The sequence below is a fragment of the Mesorhizobium sp. 01N446 genome (genome assembly GCF_056399285.1).
Window position 1 is genome coordinate 147,243 of record NZ_JBFTRA010000001.1, and the last position, 19,126, is coordinate 166,368.

At 63.6% G+C, this 19,126-nt stretch carries 18 protein-coding genes; 6 read left to right on the plus strand and 12 right to left on the minus strand.

Features of this window, described 5'->3' with window-relative positions:
* The first annotated feature begins 408 nt into the window (after positions 1-408).
* From AC1DPX_RS00680 to AC1DPX_RS00690, 3 genes are read left to right on the plus strand one after another with little or no spacing between them, the layout of a single operon-like run.
* On the plus strand, positions 409-1,662 hold the full coding sequence (locus tag AC1DPX_RS00680) for an NAD(P)/FAD-dependent oxidoreductase (RefSeq protein ID WP_477233885.1): 1,254 nt from the start codon (positions 409-411) through the stop codon (positions 1,660-1,662).
* 37 nt (positions 1,663-1,699) lie between these two features.
* On the plus strand, positions 1,700-1,930 hold the full coding sequence (locus tag AC1DPX_RS00685) for a type II toxin-antitoxin system ParD family antitoxin (RefSeq protein ID WP_202356351.1): 231 nt from the start codon (positions 1,700-1,702) through the stop codon (positions 1,928-1,930).
* A 5-nt stretch (positions 1,931-1,935) separates the two neighbouring features.
* Positions 1,936-2,256, plus strand: coding sequence for a type II toxin-antitoxin system RelE/ParE family toxin (locus tag AC1DPX_RS00690; RefSeq protein WP_202356352.1), 321 nt, complete (start codon positions 1,936-1,938; stop codon positions 2,254-2,256).
* Positions 2,257-2,373: 117 nt separating this feature from the next.
* On the opposite strand, the gene AC1DPX_RS00695 is transcribed toward AC1DPX_RS00690, so the two are convergent.
* Positions 2,374-3,651, minus strand: coding sequence for a 4-aminobutyrate--2-oxoglutarate transaminase (locus AC1DPX_RS00695; protein ID WP_202356353.1), 1,278 nt, complete (start codon positions 3,649-3,651; stop codon positions 2,374-2,376).
* A gap of 236 nt (positions 3,652-3,887) precedes the next feature.
* Here AC1DPX_RS00695 and AC1DPX_RS00700 point away from each other — a divergent pair, with 236 nt between their 5' ends.
* The 3 genes from AC1DPX_RS00700 to AC1DPX_RS00710 are packed head-to-tail and all read left to right on the plus strand — an operon-like array spanning position 3,888 to position 9,198.
* Positions 3,888-5,027: an efflux RND transporter periplasmic adaptor subunit gene (locus AC1DPX_RS00700; protein ID WP_202356354.1), complete on the plus strand. Its 1,140-nt coding sequence runs from the start codon at positions 3,888-3,890 to the stop codon at positions 5,025-5,027.
* Positions 5,024-6,100, plus strand: coding sequence for an efflux RND transporter periplasmic adaptor subunit (locus AC1DPX_RS00705; protein WP_477233887.1), 1,077 nt, complete (start codon positions 5,024-5,026; stop codon positions 6,098-6,100). Before AC1DPX_RS00700 ends, AC1DPX_RS00705 begins: the two co-directional genes overlap by 4 nt.
* Positions 6,100-9,198, plus strand: a complete 3,099-nt coding sequence (locus tag AC1DPX_RS00710) for an efflux RND transporter permease subunit (protein ID WP_477233889.1) — start codon at positions 6,100-6,102, stop codon at positions 9,196-9,198. Before AC1DPX_RS00705 ends, AC1DPX_RS00710 begins: the two co-directional genes overlap by 1 nt.
* A gap of 12 nt (positions 9,199-9,210) precedes the next feature.
* On the opposite strand, the gene AC1DPX_RS00715 is transcribed toward AC1DPX_RS00710, so the two are convergent.
* From AC1DPX_RS00715 to AC1DPX_RS00765, 11 genes are all read right to left on the minus strand, one after another.
* Positions 9,211-9,549 (minus strand): immunity protein Imm33 domain-containing protein, encoded by a 339-nt coding sequence (locus AC1DPX_RS00715; protein ID WP_202356356.1) that lies wholly within the window; start codon positions 9,547-9,549, stop codon positions 9,211-9,213.
* A 44-nt stretch (positions 9,550-9,593) separates the two neighbouring features.
* On the minus strand, positions 9,594-10,343 hold the full coding sequence (locus AC1DPX_RS00720) for an ABC transporter ATP-binding protein (RefSeq protein WP_202356357.1): 750 nt from the start codon (positions 10,341-10,343) through the stop codon (positions 9,594-9,596).
* Positions 10,340-11,176: an ABC transporter ATP-binding protein gene (locus tag AC1DPX_RS00725; RefSeq protein ID WP_477233891.1), complete on the minus strand. Its 837-nt coding sequence runs from the start codon at positions 11,174-11,176 to the stop codon at positions 10,340-10,342. The genes AC1DPX_RS00720 and AC1DPX_RS00725 overlap by 4 nt, the downstream gene beginning before the upstream one ends.
* Complete coding sequence (gene nikC / locus AC1DPX_RS00730; RefSeq protein ID WP_095198405.1) at positions 11,173-12,093, minus strand: nickel transporter permease; 921 nt, start codon at positions 12,091-12,093, stop codon at positions 11,173-11,175. Before nikC ends, AC1DPX_RS00725 begins: the two co-directional genes overlap by 4 nt.
* Positions 12,090-13,151: an ABC transporter permease gene (locus AC1DPX_RS00735; protein ID WP_477233893.1), complete on the minus strand. Its 1,062-nt coding sequence runs from the start codon at positions 13,149-13,151 to the stop codon at positions 12,090-12,092. The genes nikC and AC1DPX_RS00735 overlap by 4 nt, the downstream gene beginning before the upstream one ends.
* An 18-nt stretch (positions 13,152-13,169) precedes the next feature.
* Positions 13,170-14,813, minus strand: a complete 1,644-nt coding sequence (locus AC1DPX_RS00740) for an ABC transporter substrate-binding protein (RefSeq protein WP_477233895.1) — start codon at positions 14,811-14,813, stop codon at positions 13,170-13,172.
* Positions 14,814-15,073: 260 nt separating this feature from the next.
* On the minus strand, positions 15,074-16,366 hold the full coding sequence (locus AC1DPX_RS00745) for a lytic murein transglycosylase (RefSeq protein WP_477233897.1): 1,293 nt from the start codon (positions 16,364-16,366) through the stop codon (positions 15,074-15,076).
* A 26-nt stretch (positions 16,367-16,392) separates the two neighbouring features.
* A complete protein-coding gene (gene recR / locus AC1DPX_RS00750) occupies positions 16,393-16,998 on the minus strand; it encodes a recombination mediator RecR (RefSeq protein WP_202356362.1) in 606 nt (201 codons plus the stop codon).
* An 81-nt stretch (positions 16,999-17,079) separates the two neighbouring features.
* Positions 17,080-18,081, minus strand: a complete 1,002-nt coding sequence (locus AC1DPX_RS00755; RefSeq protein WP_477233899.1) for a cell wall hydrolase — start codon at positions 18,079-18,081, stop codon at positions 17,080-17,082.
* Between the two features lie 229 nt (positions 18,082-18,310).
* A complete protein-coding gene (locus AC1DPX_RS00760) occupies positions 18,311-18,718 on the minus strand; it encodes a hypothetical protein (protein WP_477235710.1) in 408 nt (135 codons plus the stop codon).
* Positions 18,719-18,794: 76 nt separating this feature from the next.
* Positions 18,795-19,118: a YbaB/EbfC family nucleoid-associated protein gene (locus tag AC1DPX_RS00765; RefSeq protein ID WP_477233901.1), complete on the minus strand. Its 324-nt coding sequence runs from the start codon at positions 19,116-19,118 to the stop codon at positions 18,795-18,797.
* Positions 19,119-19,126: the final 8 nt, after the last annotated feature.

Genomic DNA, 19,126 nt, shown 5'->3' on the forward strand with positions numbered 1-19,126 from the left:
CCATAACCGGCGCGCGCGGCGACCGGCGTTGGGCCATGTCGTTGCCAAAAGCGCCAAGACTTGCCGCGTCATTGCGCGGTCCGGGGAAGAAAGACACCAAAATGCCTCCAATCGAACGGGTTCAAGGCCCAGACATCAAAGGGATGCGCCATTGCGCAGGCTTCCATAAAGCTTCGACGTCGGCGGAAGTCAACGAAAATCTACGGGAAAAGCCAATTGAAACAATAGTTTAGAATTATTCTAAACTACAACAGTCAACTTTATGCCCTGGCTGTATCGACTTCGCCGCCGAACTGTACGATTGACAGCCACCGTTCCGGGTGCGACCCGCAAACGCTCTCTTGTGGCGGCGCCAGACAATTGCCGCTTGCCGAGAGATCCTAGGGTCGAATCAGGATTTGGGACGCAATGAAGAACGGCGTGGTCATTGTCGGTGCGGGTCATGCGGGCGTGCAAGCGGCCGCCAGTCTGCGCGAGGACGGTTATGACGGACCGGTGATCCTCGTCGGTGACGAGAACGAACTGCCCTACCACAAGCCGCCGCTGTCGAAGACCTTCATCAAGGATGCCGAGGCCAAACCGCAACCGCTTCGGGGCGAGGCCTTCTATACCGGCAGCGCCATCGACTACCGGCCGGGCGTGCGGATCGAGCGTATCGATGCCGGAGGCCGCAGCCTGGAGATATCAGGCGGCGCCACGCTTGCCTTCGACCACCTGATCCTGGCGACCGGATCGCGTCCGCGTGTCCTGCCGCTGCCTGGCTCGGATCTGTCCGGCGTTCTGTCGCTGCGTTCGCTGGCCGATGCGCGGCTGATCCGCGAGCTGAGCGCTCAGAGCGAAGATGTCGTCATCCTCGGCGGCGGCTTCATCGGGCTGGAGATCGCCGCGACGCTGCGGGCGGCCGGCCGCACGGTGACGGTGGTGGAAGCGGTCGACCGGCTGCTCGGCCGCGCCGTAGCACCGGTGGTGGCAAGCCATGTCCGCCAGCGCTTGGAAGCGACCGGCGTGCGCATCCTCACCGGCACCTCGATTGCAAGGCTCGAAGGCAAAAACGGCCATGTCACTGCCGCGATCACTTCGTCAGGTGAAAGGTTGCGGGCGCGTATGGTCATCGTCGGCATCGGCGCCGTGCCCAATGTCGAACTGGCGCAGGAAGCCGGCCTTGCTGTCGCCAACGGCATCCGTGTCGATCACCAGATGCGCAGTTCCGTGCCAGAAATCCTGGCCATCGGCGACGCCGCCTCCTACCGGCACTGGTTCACCGGCGGCGATTTGCGGCTGGAATCGGTGCAGAACGCCACTGATCAGGCCCGCCTTGCAGCGCGCACCATAACTGGCCATGCGGACGGCTATTCGGCGGTGCCGTGGTTCTGGTCCGACATTGGCGACATGAAATTGCAGATGGTCGGACTGACCGCCGGCGGCGACAGCCACGTCGTGCTGGGCGACCTGCCCGAGAACAAGTTCTCCATCTATCACTATGCCGGCGACCGGCTGCTCGGCATCGAATCCGTCAACCGCCCCGGCGACCACATGCTTGGCCGCAAGATGCTGGGCGCCGGTTTCTCACCGACGCCGGAAACGGTGGCGGCTGGACCGGATGGGCTGAAGGCGGCACTGGCAGCGTTTCAAGACATGGAACCGGCCAAGGCCAGAGCGTAGGATTGCCAATTTTTGCCATAGGCCATAAAATGGCCGAATGAGCACCATGAATATCTCACTGCCCGACAGCTTGAAGCATTTTGTCGATCAGCAAGTGACGGATCGCGGCTACGGCACGAGTAGCGAGTATGTGCGCGAGTTGATCCGCCACGATCAGGACCGTCAACATCTGCGCGGTCTCCTGCTTGAGGGTGCATCATCGGCGCCGGGTGCTCCCGTTGATGATGACTATTTCGCCGCGCTGCGAGAACGAGCGCAGGGCCAATAATTTAAGTGGCCACAAAGGCAATTCTTCCTCGAAGCATTGCTCTGCGGGACGTCGGGGACGCTGTTGACTACTATGCGCGCGAAGTTGGTTCGCATGTGGCATTGGGCTACGTCGAAGCGCTTCAAAACGCCTACAAGCTGATCGCGAGCCATCCAGGATCTGGCTCTCTTCGATTTGCCTACGAAATCGGATTGCCTGGTCTGCGCAGCGTGCAACTCAAGCGCTATCCATATCTGGTCTTCTATCTGGAGCAGCCAGACCATATCGATGTGTGGCGGGTGCTGCATGCCAAGCAGGACATTCCCGCTTGGCTACAGAGCCCCTGACGGTACTTACCCTCCCCCTTGTGGGGAGGTCGCTGCGAAGCAGCGGGGTGGGGGTCGGCGCCAAGCCCCCACCCGGACCTGCGGTCCGACCTCCCCACGAGGGGGAGGTAAAGAGGTTCAGGCAGCGCAGACTTCGCGGATCGAGCTTTCCAGGATGTCGAGCGCCTCGTTCATGACCTCGTCCTGGATGGTGATCGGCGCCAGGAAGCGGATGACGTTGCCGTAGACGCCGCAGGTCAGCAGGATCAGACCCTTGTCGAGCGCCTTCAGCCGGATGGCGTTGGCGATCTCGGCCGAGGGCAGGCCCTTCTTGACGTCGTTGAACTCGACCGCGTTCATGAAGCCAAGGCCCCTGATGTCGACGATCTCGGGCACGTCGTCGCGGATCGACTGCAGGCGCTGCTTCAACCGCGCGCCCAGCGTGTTGGCGCGGTCGCACAGCTTTTCGTCCTCGATCACGTCGAGAACCGCGTGCGCGGCGGCAACGCCGATCGGGCTCCCGCCATAGGTGCCGCCGAGGCCACCGGGGCCGGGCGCATCCATGATCTCGGCGCGGCCGGTGACGGCCGACAACGGGAAGCCGCCAGCCAGGCTCTTGGCCATGGTGGTGATGTCGGCGGCGACTTCATGGTGATCCATGGCGAACATCTTGCCGGTGCGGGCAAAGCCGGTCTGCACCTCGTCGGCGATCAAAAGCATGCCGTGCTGGTCGCACAGCTTACGCAGCGCACTCAGGAATTCGCGCGGCGCCTCGTAGAAGCCGCCCTCGCCCTGCACAGGCTCGACGATGATGGCGGCGACGCGGGCCGGATCGACATCGGCCTTGAACAGCCGGTCGAGCGCGGCCAGCGAATCGGCAACCGATACACCGTGCAGCGGCACCGGGAACGGCGCGTGGTAGACGTCGCCCGGCATGGCGCCGAAGCCGACCTTGTAGGGCACGACCTTGCCGGTCAGCGCCATGCCCATGAAGGTGCGGCCATGGAAGCCGCCGGCGAAGGCGATGACCGCCGGGCGTCCGGTGGCGTTGCGGGCGATCTTGATGGCGTTCTCGACCGCCTCGGCGCCGGTGGTGACGAAGATCGTCTTCTTCTCGAACTTGCCGGGCAGCATGGCGTTCAGCCGCTCTGCCAGCCGCACATAGCTCTCATAGGGCACGACCTGGTGGCAGGTGTGGGTGAAACGGTCGAGCTGTGCCTTGACCGCTTCGATCACCTTGGGATGGCGGTGGCCGGTGTTGACGACGGCGATGCCCGAGGAGAAGTCGATGTAGCGGCGGCCCTCGACGTCCCAGATTTCCGAATTCTCAGCCCGGTCGGCGTAAATCTGCGTGGTCATGCCGACGCCGCGCGAGATCGACTGGTTCTTGCGTTCGGAAATGGCTGAATTCTTCATGATATCCCTCATCGGGCCGGCGCCCGTCCTCGTTGATCAGATGTCTTCTGACCTTATTTCACGTTTTCCTCAAGTCGGCACCACTGGCGGGCGATTGGGCCTGCGGCGGGAAGATCCCGCCCTTAACCAGTCGGGCGATACGCGTACGAGGCCGGTTTCCTTTTTCCGGGGATCGATTATCCTCCTGACATCCGCGAGGCGTCGCGATCAGCGAGCGACCCGCGGCTGGGGAGCCCATGAGCAGGAACGCGACATCGTCCGTCTCGCCGCCATCCGTCAGAACCTCCCGCCTTTTGTCATTTCCAATCGCCTCGGCAATGTGCCTCTGCGCAGCCGCATCGCTGCTGGCCGGCTGCCAGAAGCAGGAAGCGGCGGACAAGAAACTGCCGATCATGGTGCGCACCGAAACGGTGGCGATGGCCGACTATGCGCCGAGAACCTCGCTGACCGGGGTGATCGCGGCGCGCACGCTGAACAATCTGTCGTTCCGGGTTGGCGGCCGCATTGCCGAGCGGCTTGTCGATGTCGGCCAGCATGTCGACCAAGGCGCGGTGCTTGCCCGTATCGATCCGCAGGAGCAGCAATCCGATCTGCGCTCCGCACAAGCCGATCTTGACGCAGCAAAAGCGCAGCTGACCCAGTCCGCCGCCGCCTTCGAGCGGCAGAAGACGCTGCTTGCCCAGGGCTTCACCACCAGGCGCGACTATGACGCCGCAGACCAGGCGCTGAAGGTGGCGCAAGGCAGCGTCGATGCCGCGCAGAGCGCATTCGCCAACGCCCAGCAAAACCTGTCCTTCACCGAGCTCAAGGCGGGCGCGCCCGGCGTCATTACCGCCCGCCAGGTCGAAGCCGGTCAGGTGGTGCAGGCGGCACAGACCGTCTTCACGGTCGCCGAGGACGGTGACCGTGATGCGGTGTTCAACGTGCAGGAGACGCTGGTCGCCAAGACGCCGGCCTCGCCGGCGGTGACGATCACGTTGTTGTCCGACCCGCAGGTGAGGGCAACAGGCAAGGTGCGCGAAATCTCGCCGGCGGTCGACCAGGCCTCCGGCTCAATCCGGGTCAAGGTCGGCATTGCCGACACGCCAGCCGGCATGCCGCTGGGGGCAGCCGTCATCGGCTCGGTCAGCGCCAAGCCGGCGAAGGCGATCCTGCTGCCCTGGCAAGCGCTGACATCCAGCGCCGGCAAGCCGGCGGTCTGGATCGTCGATCCCTCGACCAAGGCGGTGACAACGGCGCCGGTCGAGGTGCTGGCCTTCGATTCGGGCACGGTCGTCATCGCCGGCGGACTGAATGAGGGCCAAAGCGTCGTGACCGCGGGCGGGCAGTTGCTCAGTCCTGGCCAGACGGTCGAAATATCGGGAGCGGGCCAATGAACCGGCTGCCGCACGTCATGCTTGGCCTGTTCGCCCTTGGCGCGCTCGCCGCCTGCTCCAAGTCGGAGCAAAAGCCGCCGGAGGTCACCCGGCCGGTGCTGTCGGTCGTGGTCGAGCCGCGCACCACGCAAACCTTCGGCTTTGCCGGCTCGGTCGAGCCGCAGGTCAGCGCCGACCTTGCCTTCCGCCTGCTTGGCCGTGTCGTCTCGCGCGACGTCAAGGTGGGCGACATCGTCACCAAGGGCACGACGATCGCGGCACTCGACCCGACAGCGCTGGAGCTGGCCGTCCAGGCGGCCAAGGCCGAGCTCTCCAATGCCGAGGCACAGTTCGCCAACGCCGCCGCCAGCGAGGAGCGCCAGCGCCAGTTGCTCGCCTCGGCCAACGCCTCGCAGGCCGTCTTCGATGCCGCGCAGCAGGCACGCAAGGCCGCGGAGGCCAATGTCGAGCGGGCCAAGGCTGCGCTGGCCAAATCGCAGGAGCAGCTTGGCTATGCCAGGCTGTTCTCGGATTTCGACGGCGTCGTCACCGCTGTCGGCGCAGAGGTCGGACAGACCGTCTCGGCCGGCCAGACCGTCGTCACCGTGGCGCGCTCGGATCTGCGCGAAGCGGTGGTCGATATTCCCGATCAGCTGACCGGCGATCTCACCACCGGCACGCCGTTCCAGGTCATCCTGCAATCGCTGCCGACGATCGAGACCCAGGCCAAGCTGCGCGAGATCGCGCCGCAGGCCGAAGGCTCGACCCGCACCCGGCGCGTCAAGCTGACGCTCATCGATCCGCCGCAGGCCTTCCGGCTCGGCTCGACGGTGACGGCGACCCGCATGACCAAGGTGGCGCCAACGATCGAACTGCCCATGTCGGCGCTGCTGGAAAAGAACGGCTCCGACAAGGTCTGGATCGTCGATCCGCAGACATCGAGCGTAAGCACGCGCGACATCAAGGTCGCGTCGAAGAATGCCGACACTTTCACGGTGGCCGAAGGGCTTGACGCCGGCATGCGCGTCGTCACCGCTGGCGTCCACAGCCTGAGCGAAGGCCAGAAGGTCAAAGTGCCGGAGGATGGCGTCTGATGAAGGGCTTCAATCTCTCCGACTGGGCGCTCAGCCACCGCTCCATGGTCTGGTATTTCATGCTGGTCTTCGTGGTGGCCGGCATCTTCTCCTACCTCAATCTCGGCCGTGAGGAAGACCCCAACTTCACCATCAAGACGATGATCATCCAGGCCAACTGGCCGGGCGCGTCGGTCAAGGAGACGGTGCAGCAAGTAACCGACCGCATCGAGAAGAAGCTCGAGGAACTCGACAGCCTCGACTATACCAAATCCGTCACCACGGCCGGCCAGACCGTCATCTTCGTCAACCTGAAAGACACCACCAAAGCGCGCGATGTCGTGCCGAACTGGCTTCAGGTGCGCAACATGGTCAACGACATCAGGGCGCAGTTTCCGCAAGGCGTGCAGGGGCCGTTCTTCAATGACCGTTTCGGCGACGTCTACGGCAACATCTACGCCTTCACCTCGGACGGGCTGACGCCGCGCCAATTGCGCGATTATGTCGAGGACGTCCGCACCAAGATCCTGACCGTGCCGAATGCCGGCAAGGTCGATCTCGTCGGCGCACAGGACGAAGCCATCTATCTCGAATTCTCGACGCGCCAGATCGCCGCCCTTGGCCTCAACCAGCAGGCGATCGTGGCAAGCCTGCAGGCGCAGAACGCTATCACACCGTCCGGTGTCATCCAGTCCGGCCCCGAACGCATCAGCGTGCGCGTCGGCGGCCAGTTCACCTCCGAGGACAGCCTTCGCGCCATCAACCTGCGCGTCAACGACCGCTTCTTCCGGCTGAGCGACGTGGCGACGATCACGCGCGGCTATGCCGATCCGCCGACGGCGCTGTTCCGCTTCAACGGCCAGGACGCGATCGGGCTCGCCATCGGCATGAAGCCGAACGCCAATCTGCTGCAGTTCGGCGAGGCGCTGCATGAGGAGATGAACAAGGTGCTGGCCGACCTGCCGGTCGGCGTCGGCGTGCATCTGGTGGCCGACCAGCCGGTCATCGTCGAGGAGGCGGTTTCGGGCTTTACCCGCGCCCTGTTCGAGGCGGTGGCCATCGTGCTCGCGGTGTCGTTCATCAGCCTCGGCATGCGCGCCGGCTTCGTCGTGGCGCTGTCGATCCCGCTGGTGCTGGCCATCACCTTCACGGTCATGGCCTATCTCGGCATTTCGCTGCAGCGCATTTCGCTCGGCGCGCTGATCATCGCGCTCGGCCTTTTGGTCGATGACGCCATGATCGCCGTCGAGATGATGGTGGCGCGGCTGGAGGTCGGCGACAATCTGCGCAAGGCGGCGACCTATGTCTACACCTCGACCGCCTTTCCGATGCTGACCGGCACGCTGGTGACGGTTGCCGGCTTCATCCCGATCGGCCTCAACTCAAGTGCCGCCGGCGAATACACCTTCACGCTGTTCGTCGTCATCGCCGTATCACTTCTGGTGTCATGGATCGTGGCGGTGCTGTTCGCGCCGCTGCTCGGCGTCACCATCCTGCCGGCGACGATGAAGACCAAACACCACGACCAGCCGGGACGCTTCACCTCGCTTTTCCGGCGCGTGCTTGTCGGCTCGGTGCGTCACCACTGGCTGACGATCATCGCCACGGTGCTGTTGTTTGCCGCCTCGATCGCCGGCTTCGGTCTCGTCCAGCAGCAGTTCTTCCCGCCCTCCGACCGGCCCGAGCTGATCGTCGACTGGAACCTGCCGCAGAATTCCTCGATCGCCGAGACGCGCGACCAGATGGAGCGCTTCGAGCAGCGGGCGCTGGTCGGCAATCCCGACATCGACCATTTCTCGTCCTATATCGGCCAGGGCGCGGTGCGCTTCGTGCTGGCCTACGACGTGCAGCCGGCCAACCCCTATTTCGGCCAGACGGTGATCGTCACCAAGAGCGTCGAGGCGCGCAACCGGGTCAAGCCGGCGCTGGAGAAGCTGTTGCGCGAGGAGTTCGTCGGCACCGACGCCTTCGTCAAATTGCTCGAGCTCGGACCGCCCGTCGGCCGTCCGGTGCAGTACCGTGTCGGCGGTCCCGATATCCAGACCGTGCGCGAGCTGGCACAGCAATTCGCCGGCGTGATCTCGGCCAATCCGAAGCTGGCGGCACCCACTTTCGATTGGAACGAACCGCAGCGCGTGCTGCGGGTCGACGTGCTGCAGGACAAGGCGCGCCAGCTCGGGATCACCTCTTCCGATATCGCCAGCGCGCTCAACAGCACGGTCGGGGGCGCCACCATCACGCAGGTGCGCGACGCCACCTATCTGATCAATGTCGTGGCGCGCTCACGCGACGCCGAACGCGGCTCGATCGGGACGCTGCAGAACATGCAGCTGCCGACCAGCACCGGCGAGGCCATCCCGCTCGCGGCGGTAGCCAACTTCCGCTACGAGCTCGAGCAGCCCACGGTGTGGCGGCGCGACCGCATCCCGACGATCACCGTGCGCGCCGGGCTGGTCGGCGACACGCTGCCGGCCACCGTGGTCAACGAGTTGAAGCCATCGGTCGATGCCTTCATCGCCAAGCTGCCGCCGGGCTATTCGGTCGCGACCGCCGGCTCGGTCGAGGAAAGCGCCAAGAGCCAGGGTCCGATAGCGGCCGTGGTGCCTCTGATGCTTTTCGTCATGGCCACCATCCTGATGATCCAGTTGCAGAGCTTCCAGCGCCTGTTCCTGGTGGTGGCGGTGGCGCCGCTCGGGCTGATCGGCGTGGTGGCTGCCCTGGTGCCGAGCAGGGCGCCGCTCGGCTTCGTCGCCATCCTCGGCGTGCTGGCGCTGATCGGCATCCTGATCCGCAACTCGGTCATCCTGATCGTGCAGATCGAAGACCTCGTCGCCGAGGGCAAGGACCGCTGGGCGGCCGTCATCGAGGCCACGGAACATCGCATGCGGCCGATCGCGCTGACCGCGGCCGCGGCGAGCCTGGCACTCATCCCGATCGCGCGCGAAGTGTTCTGGGGACCGATGGCCTACGCCATGATGGGCGGTATCATCGCCGGTACGGCGATCACGCTGCTGTTCCTGCCGGCGCTTTATGTGACGTGGTTCCGGATCAAGGAGCCGATGCAAGGGGACAAATCAACCGCTCCGGAGAACGGCGAACTGGCGCAAAGTTCGACTTAAGACCCTGCCGTATCACTCGTTATCGTTGGAGGGTACAGGGAGCGATTTGGCGCGCTGCCACGGCGACGATTTGGAAGTACGCCAAGCATGCCAACCTTTTGGCAAATCAGCCAATTCCAGGATGCTCTCATCCCTCTGAAGCACATTTTGGAGGCTGACGAGCATTATCTCGCGTTCATCGCGATTTTGCGTGTCGCTGCTGTGAAATTGCCAACTGCCGCCTTCATCATTGCAGACATCGTCGTCGTCAGCTTCATGCACGACGTATGCGATCCAGTCGTCAGATTTGAATATGCTCCTGTCCGATAGCACCGCGACGTTGGGTGGATCTGCAAACTTCCATTCCACCATGGAATTCCCCGAAGACGGTTGGTCTGTGCACAGGAAGAACAAACTCAGGCGGTTCTCACAAACCCCTCGCTCGCCCTGAGCAGATTGCGCGTATAGTCCTCCGTCACGCGGTGCGCGACAAGTTGCGCCGCCGTGAGATTCTCCACCGCCTGGCCGCTTTGCATCACCATCAGCCGCTCGCACATATGGGTGATGATGGCGAGGTCGTGGCTGACCATCAGGAAGGTCAGCTTGCGCCGCCGGCGGACCTCTTCCAACAGGTTGAGCACTTCGGCCTGCACCGAGGCATCGAGCGCCGAGGTCGGCTCGTCGAGCAGCAGGATCGACGGCTCGAGGATGAGCGCACGCGCGATCGCCACGCGCTGGCGCTGGCCGCCCGACAATTGGTGCGCATAGCGGAAGCGAAAGCCGTTGCCGAGGCCGACCTCGTCGAGCGCGCGTTCGATGCGCTTTTCGCCATCGGCAAAGCCGTGGATGGCAAGCGGTTCCTGCAGCAGGCGGTCGACGGTCTGGCGCGGATGCAGCGAGCCATACGGATCCTGGAAGACCATCTGCACTTCGCGGTAGAAGGCCTTGTCGCGGCGGGCGCCAAGCGTCTTGCCGTTGACGGTGATGCTGCCCGAAGCGACCGGCGCAAGGCCGGCGATGGCCCTCAGCAGCGTCGATTTGCCGGAACCGCTCTCACCGACCAGGCCGAAGGACTCGCCTGACCTGACTTCGAGGCTGACGCCTTTCAGCGCGCGAAACCGGTCGAAGATCACTTCCAGCCCGTCGATGGTGATCGCAGCCGTCATGCAGCCCACTCCGGCTTGCGGTCGAGCACCGGCAGCGGGTGGCGCTCGAAGCCGATCCTGGGCATGCAGTTGAGCAGGCCGCGCGTGTAGGGATGCTGGGCCTGGCCGAGTTCGGAGGCCTTGAGCTGCTCGACCACCTTGCCGGCATACATGACGATGACGCGGTCGCAGAAGGACGACACCAGGCGCAGATCATGCGAAATGAAGATCAGCCCCATGCCACGATCGCTGACCAATTTATCGAGGATGCCGAGCACGTCGAGCTGCACGGTGACGTCGAGCGCCGAAGTCGGTTCGTCGGCGATCATCATTTCCGGCCCGGCGATCAGCATCATGGCGATCATGGCGCGCTGGCCCATGCCGCCGGACACTTCGTGCGGATGCAGGTCGAAGACGCGTTTGGGATCGCGGATCTGCACCGCCTCCAGCATGGCCAGCGCCCGTTCGCGCGCCTCGGCCTTGGAGACCTTTTCATGCGTGCGCAAAGTCTCGACGATCTGGCGGCCGATGCTCATCACCGGGTCGAGCGAATATTTCGGATCCTGCAGGATCATGGCGATGCGGTTACCCCGCAGCGCCCGACGCTGGCGTGGCGAGATGCCGAGCAGGTCGATGCCGTCGAAAGCCAATTTCTTCGCCGATATCCTGGCCTGCGGCGGCGTCAGGCCCATAATGGCGCGGCCGGTCTGCGACTTGCCCGAGCCGGACTCGCCGACAATGCCGAGGCGTTCGCGGCCGAGCGTAAAGGAAACGCCGCGCACGGCCTCGACCAGGCCGGTGCGGGTCGGAAAATCGACCCGAAGATCGTCGACTTCAAGCAGCGTGCCGCTCATTGGTCACCGCTCCGGGGATCAAGCGCGTCGCGCAGGCCATCGCCAAGCAGATTGAAGCCCAGGCTGACGATGAGGATGGCGAAGCCTGGGGCGCCGGCCACCCACCATTGATCGAGGATGAAGCGGCGGCCGGACGCGATCATCGTGCCCCATTCGGGCAACGGCGGCTGCGCGCCGAGGCCGAGGAAACCGAGGCCTGCGGCGGTGAGGATGATGCCGGCCATGTCGAGCGTCACGCGCACGATCAGCGAGGAGATGCAGAGCGGCATGATGTGGCGCAGCACGATGCGGAAGGGCGAAGCGCCCATCAGTTGCACCGCCTTGATGTAATCGGAATTGCGCACCGTCAGCGTTTCCGCGCGGGCTATTCGCGCATAGGGCGGCCAGGAGGTGATGGCGATGGCAAGCACGGCATTCTCGATCCCCGGGCCGAGCGCCGCGACGAAGGCCAGCGCCAGAACCAGCTTCGGGAAGGCGAGGAAGATATCCGTGATGCGCATCAGTATGGCATCGGTCCAGCCGCCGGCGTAACCGGCAACGGTGCCGACCAGCAAGCCGATGGGCGCGGCGATGATGGCGACCAGGATGACGACATAGAGCGTCCAGCGCGAGCCGTAGAGGATGCGCGACAGGATATCGCGGCCGAGGTCGTCGGTGCCGAACCAATGCTCGGCGCTCGGCGCCAGTAGCCGCGCGTTCTTCAGGTCGCCGAATGTCGGCGAATAGGGCGCCAGCACGCCGGCGAGCGCGGCAATGACCAGCAAGGCGATGATGATCAGCAGGCCGACAAAAGCCAGCCGGTTGGCGGAAAAGCGCCGCCACGCGACATAGGCACGGCCAAGCCTTGCCTGCATGCGCGAGGCCGGCCGCTCGCTGAGCAGCCAGTCTCGACGGCTCTGGATGGTGTCTGTGCTCATCCTGTCTTCGTCCTCGGATCGAGCACGCGGTAGAGAAGATCGGACAGAAGGTTGATGCCGATGAAAACCGAGCCGATGACGATGGTGCCGCCGAGCACGGCGTTCATGTCGGCATTCTGCAGCGAATTGGTGATGTAGAGGCCGATGCCCGGCCAGGAGAAGACGGTCTCGGTCAGCACCGAGCCTTCGAGCAGCCCGGCATAGGAAAGCGCGATCACCGTGACCATCGGCACCGCTGCATTGCGCAGCGCATGGCCCCAGATGATGCGGGTTTCCGACAGGCCCTTGGCGCGCGCGGCGACGATGTATTCCTGTGCCAGTTCGTTGAGCATGAACGAGCGCGTCATGCGGCTGATATAGGCGAGCGAGAAATAGCCGAGCAGCGAGGCAGGCAGGATGATGTGGCGGAAGGCATCCCAGAAGACATCCCACTGCCCCTGCATCGCCGAATCGAGAAGGTAGAATCCAGTGATCGGCGTGAAGGTGTATTCGTAGACGACGTCGAGGCGGGCCGGAAAAGCCACCCATTGCAGCTTGGCATAGAACAGAACGAGACCAAGCAGGCCGAGCCAGAAGATCGGCACGGAATAGCCGATCAGGCCGATGACGCGCACGATCTGGTCGATGATGCTGCCGCGTCTGACCGCGGCCAGCACGCCGAGCGGCACGCCGAACAGCGCGCCAATCAGCGTCCCCAGTGTCGCCAGTTCCGTGGTCGCCGGAAGCGCGCGGCGAATGTCGGTCATGACCGGGTTGGTGGTCAGCACCGAGGTGCCGAAATCACCGCTCAGGGCATTTTTCACATAGATGTAGAACTGCTCGATCAGCGGCAGGTCGAGGCCCATCTCGCGGCGCGTGCGCTCCACGACATTGGCCGGCGCCCGGTCGCCGAGCACCGCCAGCACCGGATCGATCGGGATGACGCGGCCGATGAAGAAGGTGACCGCGAGAAGACCAAGATAGGTCGTCACCGCGATAACCAGGAAACGGCCAATCGCCGACGCAATAGCGACGGCGCGGGCGCCACCGCGCCCGCTCTCGTTTTCAACCGCGTTCATGCGGCGCGTCCGCGGGCGCTATTCTTTCGAGACCGGCCCGACGAAATTGGTGTCGAAGCTCGGGCCGAGCGCGAAGCCCTTGAGGTTCTTGCGAAGGCCGGCGACTTCCAGCTGCTGGTGGATGACGACGAACGGGCTGGTGTCGAGGATCTTCTTCTCGAGGTCCTTGTACATGTCGGCGCGTTTGCCCGAATCCTTCTCCAGCAGGGCCGCTTCCGTCTGCTTGGTCAGGTCCGGAATATCCCAAGCATTGCGCCAGGCCAGCGTCTTGGTCTTGCCCGCATCCGAATTATCGGGATTGGACGCAAAGGTCTGGGCGTTGGAGTTCGGATCGAAATAATCCTGGCCCCACTGGCCGATATAGATGTCGTGGTTGCGGGCGCGGTACTTGGTCAGCGTCTGCTTGCCGTCGCCCGGAATGATCTCCAGCTTGATGCCGGCCTGGCCGAGAGTCTGCTGGATCGATTCCGCCATGCCGGTGGTCGGCTGGCCGGTGCGTACGTCCATGGTTACGCTGAAGCCGTCGGCCAGGCCGGCCTTGGCCAGCAATTCCTTGGCCTTGGCGACGTCGAGCTTGAACGGGTTCTCGTCCAGTTCGCCGAGCACGCCCTTGGGCAGGAAGGTCTGGTGGATCTCGCCGATGCCCTTGAGGATGGTGGTGCTCAAAGCATCATAGTCGACCAGATATTTGAACGCCTGGCGCACTTCCGGCTTGGCGAGTTTCGGGTTCTTCTGGTTGAGGCTGATGTAGTAGACCGTGCCCTTCGGCGCGCTGGTCGAGGTGAGGTCGGCGTTCTTGGCGATGGCGTCGAGATCGTTCGGCTCGAGGTTGCGGGCGACGTCGATATCGCCGGCTTCGAGCGCCAGGCGCTGGGCCGAGCTTTCCTTCATGTTGCGGTAGATGACGCGGGCGAGTTTGGCCTTGTCCCCGTGATAATTGTCGTTGCGCTCGAGAACGACAGCCTCGTTGGCGCGCCATTCGCGCAGCTTGTAGGCGCCGGAGCCGGCATAGCCGGTCTTCAACCAGGCATTGCCGAAGTCGTTGTCCCATTTGTAGTCGGCGCTCGGCGTCACCGCGGCGACGTGCTCCTTGACCAGCTTGGCGTCGACGATCGAGGCAACGGTGGCCGACAGGCAATTCAGCACGAAGCTCGGCGCGTAGGCCTTGTCGACGGTGAACTGGAATGTGGTGTCGTCGATTGCCCTGGCCTTTTCGGTGACATTGTCGCCGCTGATGCCGAACTGGTCGATGATGAAGGCCGGGCTCTTGTCCAGCTTGACGGCGCGCTCGAACGAATAGGCGACGTCAGCCGCTGTGATCGGATTGCCCGAGGCGAATTTGAGGCCTGGCTTGAGCTTGAAAGTGTAGGTCAGGCCATCGTCGGAGACGGTCCAGCTTTCGGCGAGATCGGGCTTGACCTTGGAGGTGTCGCTGAGGTCGAGGCGGACCAGCAGGTCATAGGTGTTGCCGGTGACTTCGGCGGTCGACAGCTCGAACGCTTCGCCCGGATCCATGGAGATGATGTCGTCGATGGCGAAACCCTCGACCAGCGTGTCGGCGGGTGTGACCGCGAAGGCCGGTGCTGCGCCAATGAGCAGCGCGGACATCGCCGCGCCCGCAAGCAAGGCACGCGAGCGAAGAGCAAACTTTTCCATCATCATCGTGATTGTTCCCTGTTTTGTTGGTTTATTGACCTGAGTTCCCGGCTCAGGATTGCAGAATTCTTGTCGGACCAGAGGACGGCCTCTAACCCCTTACCGTCGCGGTTTTTGTCCAATTGGTCAACAGCATATCCAGCGGTCTCGCGGCGGGCAATGAGCATTTATGCGATGGCCGATTGGAGCAGAATGGCGGGTGGCGCGTCGACGCACAGCCTGGCCAATCGAGGCAGCCGAACGAGAAAAATCTGCTAATTTTTCAGCTATTTCAGCGCGGCGACCAGGCTGGCATCGGGAAAGCAGGTCGCGGCCTGGCCATTCTTGGTCTGCCACTTGCCGATCGAGCGGCGGGTCTTGAAGCCGGGCAGGCCGTCGGCGCTGCCGACATCATAGCCCTTGGCTTCCAGCGCGCGTTGCAGGGCGGCGATGTCGGAGCGATGGAGATCGCCGACCGGACCCCAGCTGCCGGAAAAATTCCGGTCGCCTTGCGCAATGCGGTCGGCGCCATGGCCGATGAACAGCGCGTAGAGGTCGCTGGTGTTGTATTCCTTCAGCACATAGAAATTGGGGGTGGCGATGAAAGCCGGTCCGCTGCGGCCGGCCGGCATCAGCAGGAAACCCTCCGCCTTCAACTCGCTCGGCGGAAACGGCTTGCCGCCGACGCGCTTGATGCCCATGCCCGCCCACTCGGATATCTTCTTGCCCTGATCGGGACCTTCCAGGGAGCAGGAGACGCTCTCGGGCACGGTCACCTCGAAACCCCAGCCGCGTCCCCTCACCCAGCCATAATGGACGAGATAATTGGCGATCGAGGCGAGCACGTCGGGCGTCGAGTTCCAGATATCGACGCGTCCGTCGCCGTCGAAATCAACGGCGTGCTTGAGGAACGAGGTCGGCATGAATTGCGGCTGGCCAAGCGCACCGGCCCAGGACGATTTCATCGCGCCGACGGGGGCGAGGCCGCGTTGGACGATTTCCAGCGCGGCCAAAAGCTCGGTGCGGAAGAAATCCTTCTTGGTCGACATGAACGCCTTGGTGCCGAGCACCTCGAAGGCGTCGTAGGGCATTTTCGCCGCGCCAAAGCCGGTCTCGCGGCCCCAGATCGCCAGAAGGATCTCGCCGGGCACGCCATAGCGCTTTTCGATCGCGGCAAGCGTCCTGGCATTGGCGGCTTCGCGCGCGCGGCCGCCCGACGTCACAGCACGAACCGTCTTCTCGGCGAAATAGGCGCCGGGCGAGCCGAACTCAGCCTGATGCTGCTTCTGCGGCGTCTTGGGCTTCTCGCCGGGCATGACAAGGTCGGGCAGCTTCAGATTGGGCTTGATACCATCAAAGGCGGCATCGAAAGTCTGCTTGGAAATGCCTTTGGTTTTGGCCTCGGGCCAGAGATCGTTCTGCAGCCAGGCACGGAACTGGTCGTCGATCTTGGCTGCCGAGGCGGGCGTGGAAAAGACGAGGAAGGCAAGCGCAGTCATCAGGAATATACGACAAAACTGGCGAAGGCCGCGTTCTGTGTCGGTGCCTGGCACCAGCCTGGAAGGATGCGCAACAGTCATGATCCGCATCCTTTCCCGCAACTTTGTCAAAACGCCGTCCGCGAGCGCAGCGCGGCGGCGAGCGTACCCTCGTCGAGATAGTCGAGTTCGCCGCCGACCGGCACGCCATGCGCCAGCCTTGTCACCTTGATGTCGAAGCCGGACAGCTGGTCGGTGAGGTAGTGCGCTGTGGTCTGGCCCTCGACCGTTGCGTTGACGGCAAGGATGACCTCCTTGACCTCGCCGCCAGCGACGCGGTCGATCAGCGATCGGATGTTCAATTGGTCGGGGCCGACACCGTCGAGCGGCGACAGCGTGCCGCCGAGCACATGGTAGCGCACGTTCATGGCGGCTGCCCGTTCCAGCGCCCAGAGATCGGAGACGTCCTCGACAACGATCAACGTGGCGGCGTCGCGGCGCGGATCGGTGCAGATCATGCAGGGGTCGGATGTGTCGACATTGCCGCAAGTGGAACAGATACGCACCTTGTCGGCCGCCTCGCCCATGGCGGCGGCGAGCGGCGACAACAGTTGCTCCTTCTTCTTGATCAGATGAAGGGCGGCGCGCCTGGCCGAACGGGGCCCAAGCCCCGGCACCTTGGCCAGGAGCTGGATCAGGCGTTCGATCTCGGGGCCGGCGATTCGCTTGGACATCGCTCTGATCTAGGATTTTTCAGAGCGCTTTGGAACATCCCGCGTTCGCCATGCTGCCACGCGAAGCCGTGGCGATGCGAATCAGTTGACCTCGAGCGGCCTGCTCTGGCTGGCGATCATGGCACCGATGGCGTCGGTATTCTCAGGCGTCGACTGGAACCCCATCGCCGCCTCTTGCGGCGCACCCTGGACCGAGGAAATGACGCGGGTGTTCAAGGTTCCGCCGAAACGGGCGGCATCCGGTTCTTCCATCGGCTCCTGCATGGCGACCATTGTCGGCTTCGCGGTCACGCGCGCCGACTTCGCCGTGGGGGCCACGGCCGCGGTCACGTAGGTCTGTTGAACTGGGGTCTCTTGAACCGCGGCGGCCTTGGTCTTGGGCTGACGGACCGGTTCCGCTGCCGCGGTCATGAACACCTGTTGCGCCGGAGCGGTGCGGGACGTTTTGGCCGGGCGCGGCGGTTCGGCCGAGGCAACCATCGTCACCGGCGCGGCGGGCTTCACCGTTTCAGGCGCCACGGAGGCAACCATTGGTTCATCGGGCAGCGGCTGCCAGTTGCGGCCGCGCTTCTCGTAGAAGGCATTGCCGCCGGCAACCATGGTGTAGTGCATGTTCTTGTACGGGAAGCGCAGGCCAGCGGTGTGGAAATACATCGTGTTCTTCAGCTTGGCCTTGCGCTCGCCCTTGAGCACGGCATCGGCTGCTTCCTCGACATCGGGCATTGCGCGTGAGTTCATCGGCCTGGTCATGACGCCCGGAGCGAACTGTCCCGGCTCGCCGACCACCTGGCAGATGGTGCTGCCGTGGTTGCCGGAGCGCAGCCGGTTCATAACGACGGTGCCGACCGCGATCATGCCGTCGCGGCTCGAGCGGTTGGATTCGAAGAACATCGCCCGTTCCAGGCACTCCCTGTCCTTCGGCGAGTGGCTGGAGGCGCGTGACGTCAGGAAGCTCGGCGTGATGGCATCGGTCAGGCCTGCAACGGACATGCCGTGCGAAGTGGTCTGGCTGCAGGCAGCCAAAAACAGGGGAGACGTGATGACGCCGAGCAACAGCGGCGTCTTCCATCGCGTAACGATCAACAGGTTACCCTCTCACTTCGATGCCCGCCCCCAGGCTGCGGCAAGAATGAGACACTTTCGGGCAAAATGATGGCCAAAACGTTATTAACCACCTACTGTTGCCGAAAAGGCACAATTTTGAGCCTTTCCAGATAGATCGAACCGTCATTTCACAAAAGCGATGACCGACTTCTCTTGGTTTCGCCGCAATTGCCGAGAGGAAAAACGCGTCCCGCTTCCCGGGTAATCGCTATCGCCCGGCTGCGGTCGCAGCCTGCTGACCAGGCTCGAGTTCCTCGAATTTCTCCGAAAACAGGCCGCGCCTGAGGAAAAGTGCCCGTGCTTCCCTGGCCACCGGCGCGATCTTTCCCGGCCAGTCGCTGTCGATGAATTCGGCCTTGGTGAAATCAGGATTTGTTTCGGAAGCCGCCTCGAGGAATTCGGCGATTTCGAGCACGACAGCGCGCTCGTCCTTCGAAAGCGCCGACGTCCCGGCCTCGATCGACGGGCGGTGCACGAAATCCTCGAACAGGTAGAAGTAGCCCTTGATGCCGACAATATCGACGCCGGCATCGCAATCGGCGAGGATTTCCAGAATCTCGTAGATCCTGTTGCGGATACGCTGTTCGATCAGTCTTTCGGACGGCTCTTCGGTCATGGGCGCATCGCCGCTGGGTTCAACTTTCATGCATGCCGCTCACCCAAAACCGCCGCATGGCTTTGGGCGAGATGCATCAGAAGGGCAGTTTCATTCCCGGCGGAATCGGAAGGCCAGCGGTCAGCGCCTTGGTCTTTTCCTGCATGATCTGCTCGACCTTGGCCTTGGCGTCATTGTGGGCGGCCAGAATCAGGTCCTCGAGGATCTCGACCTCGTCCTCCTTGAACAGAGACGGGTCGATCTTCAGCGACTTCATCTCGAACTTTCCGGTCAAGGTGACGTTGACCAGGCCGCCGCCAGCCTGGCCGGATGCTTCCAGCGTGGCGATCTCGTCCTGCATGGCCTGGAACTTGGCCTGCATTTCCTTCGCCTTGCCCATCAGGCCGAGAAGATCTTTCATGGTCCGAT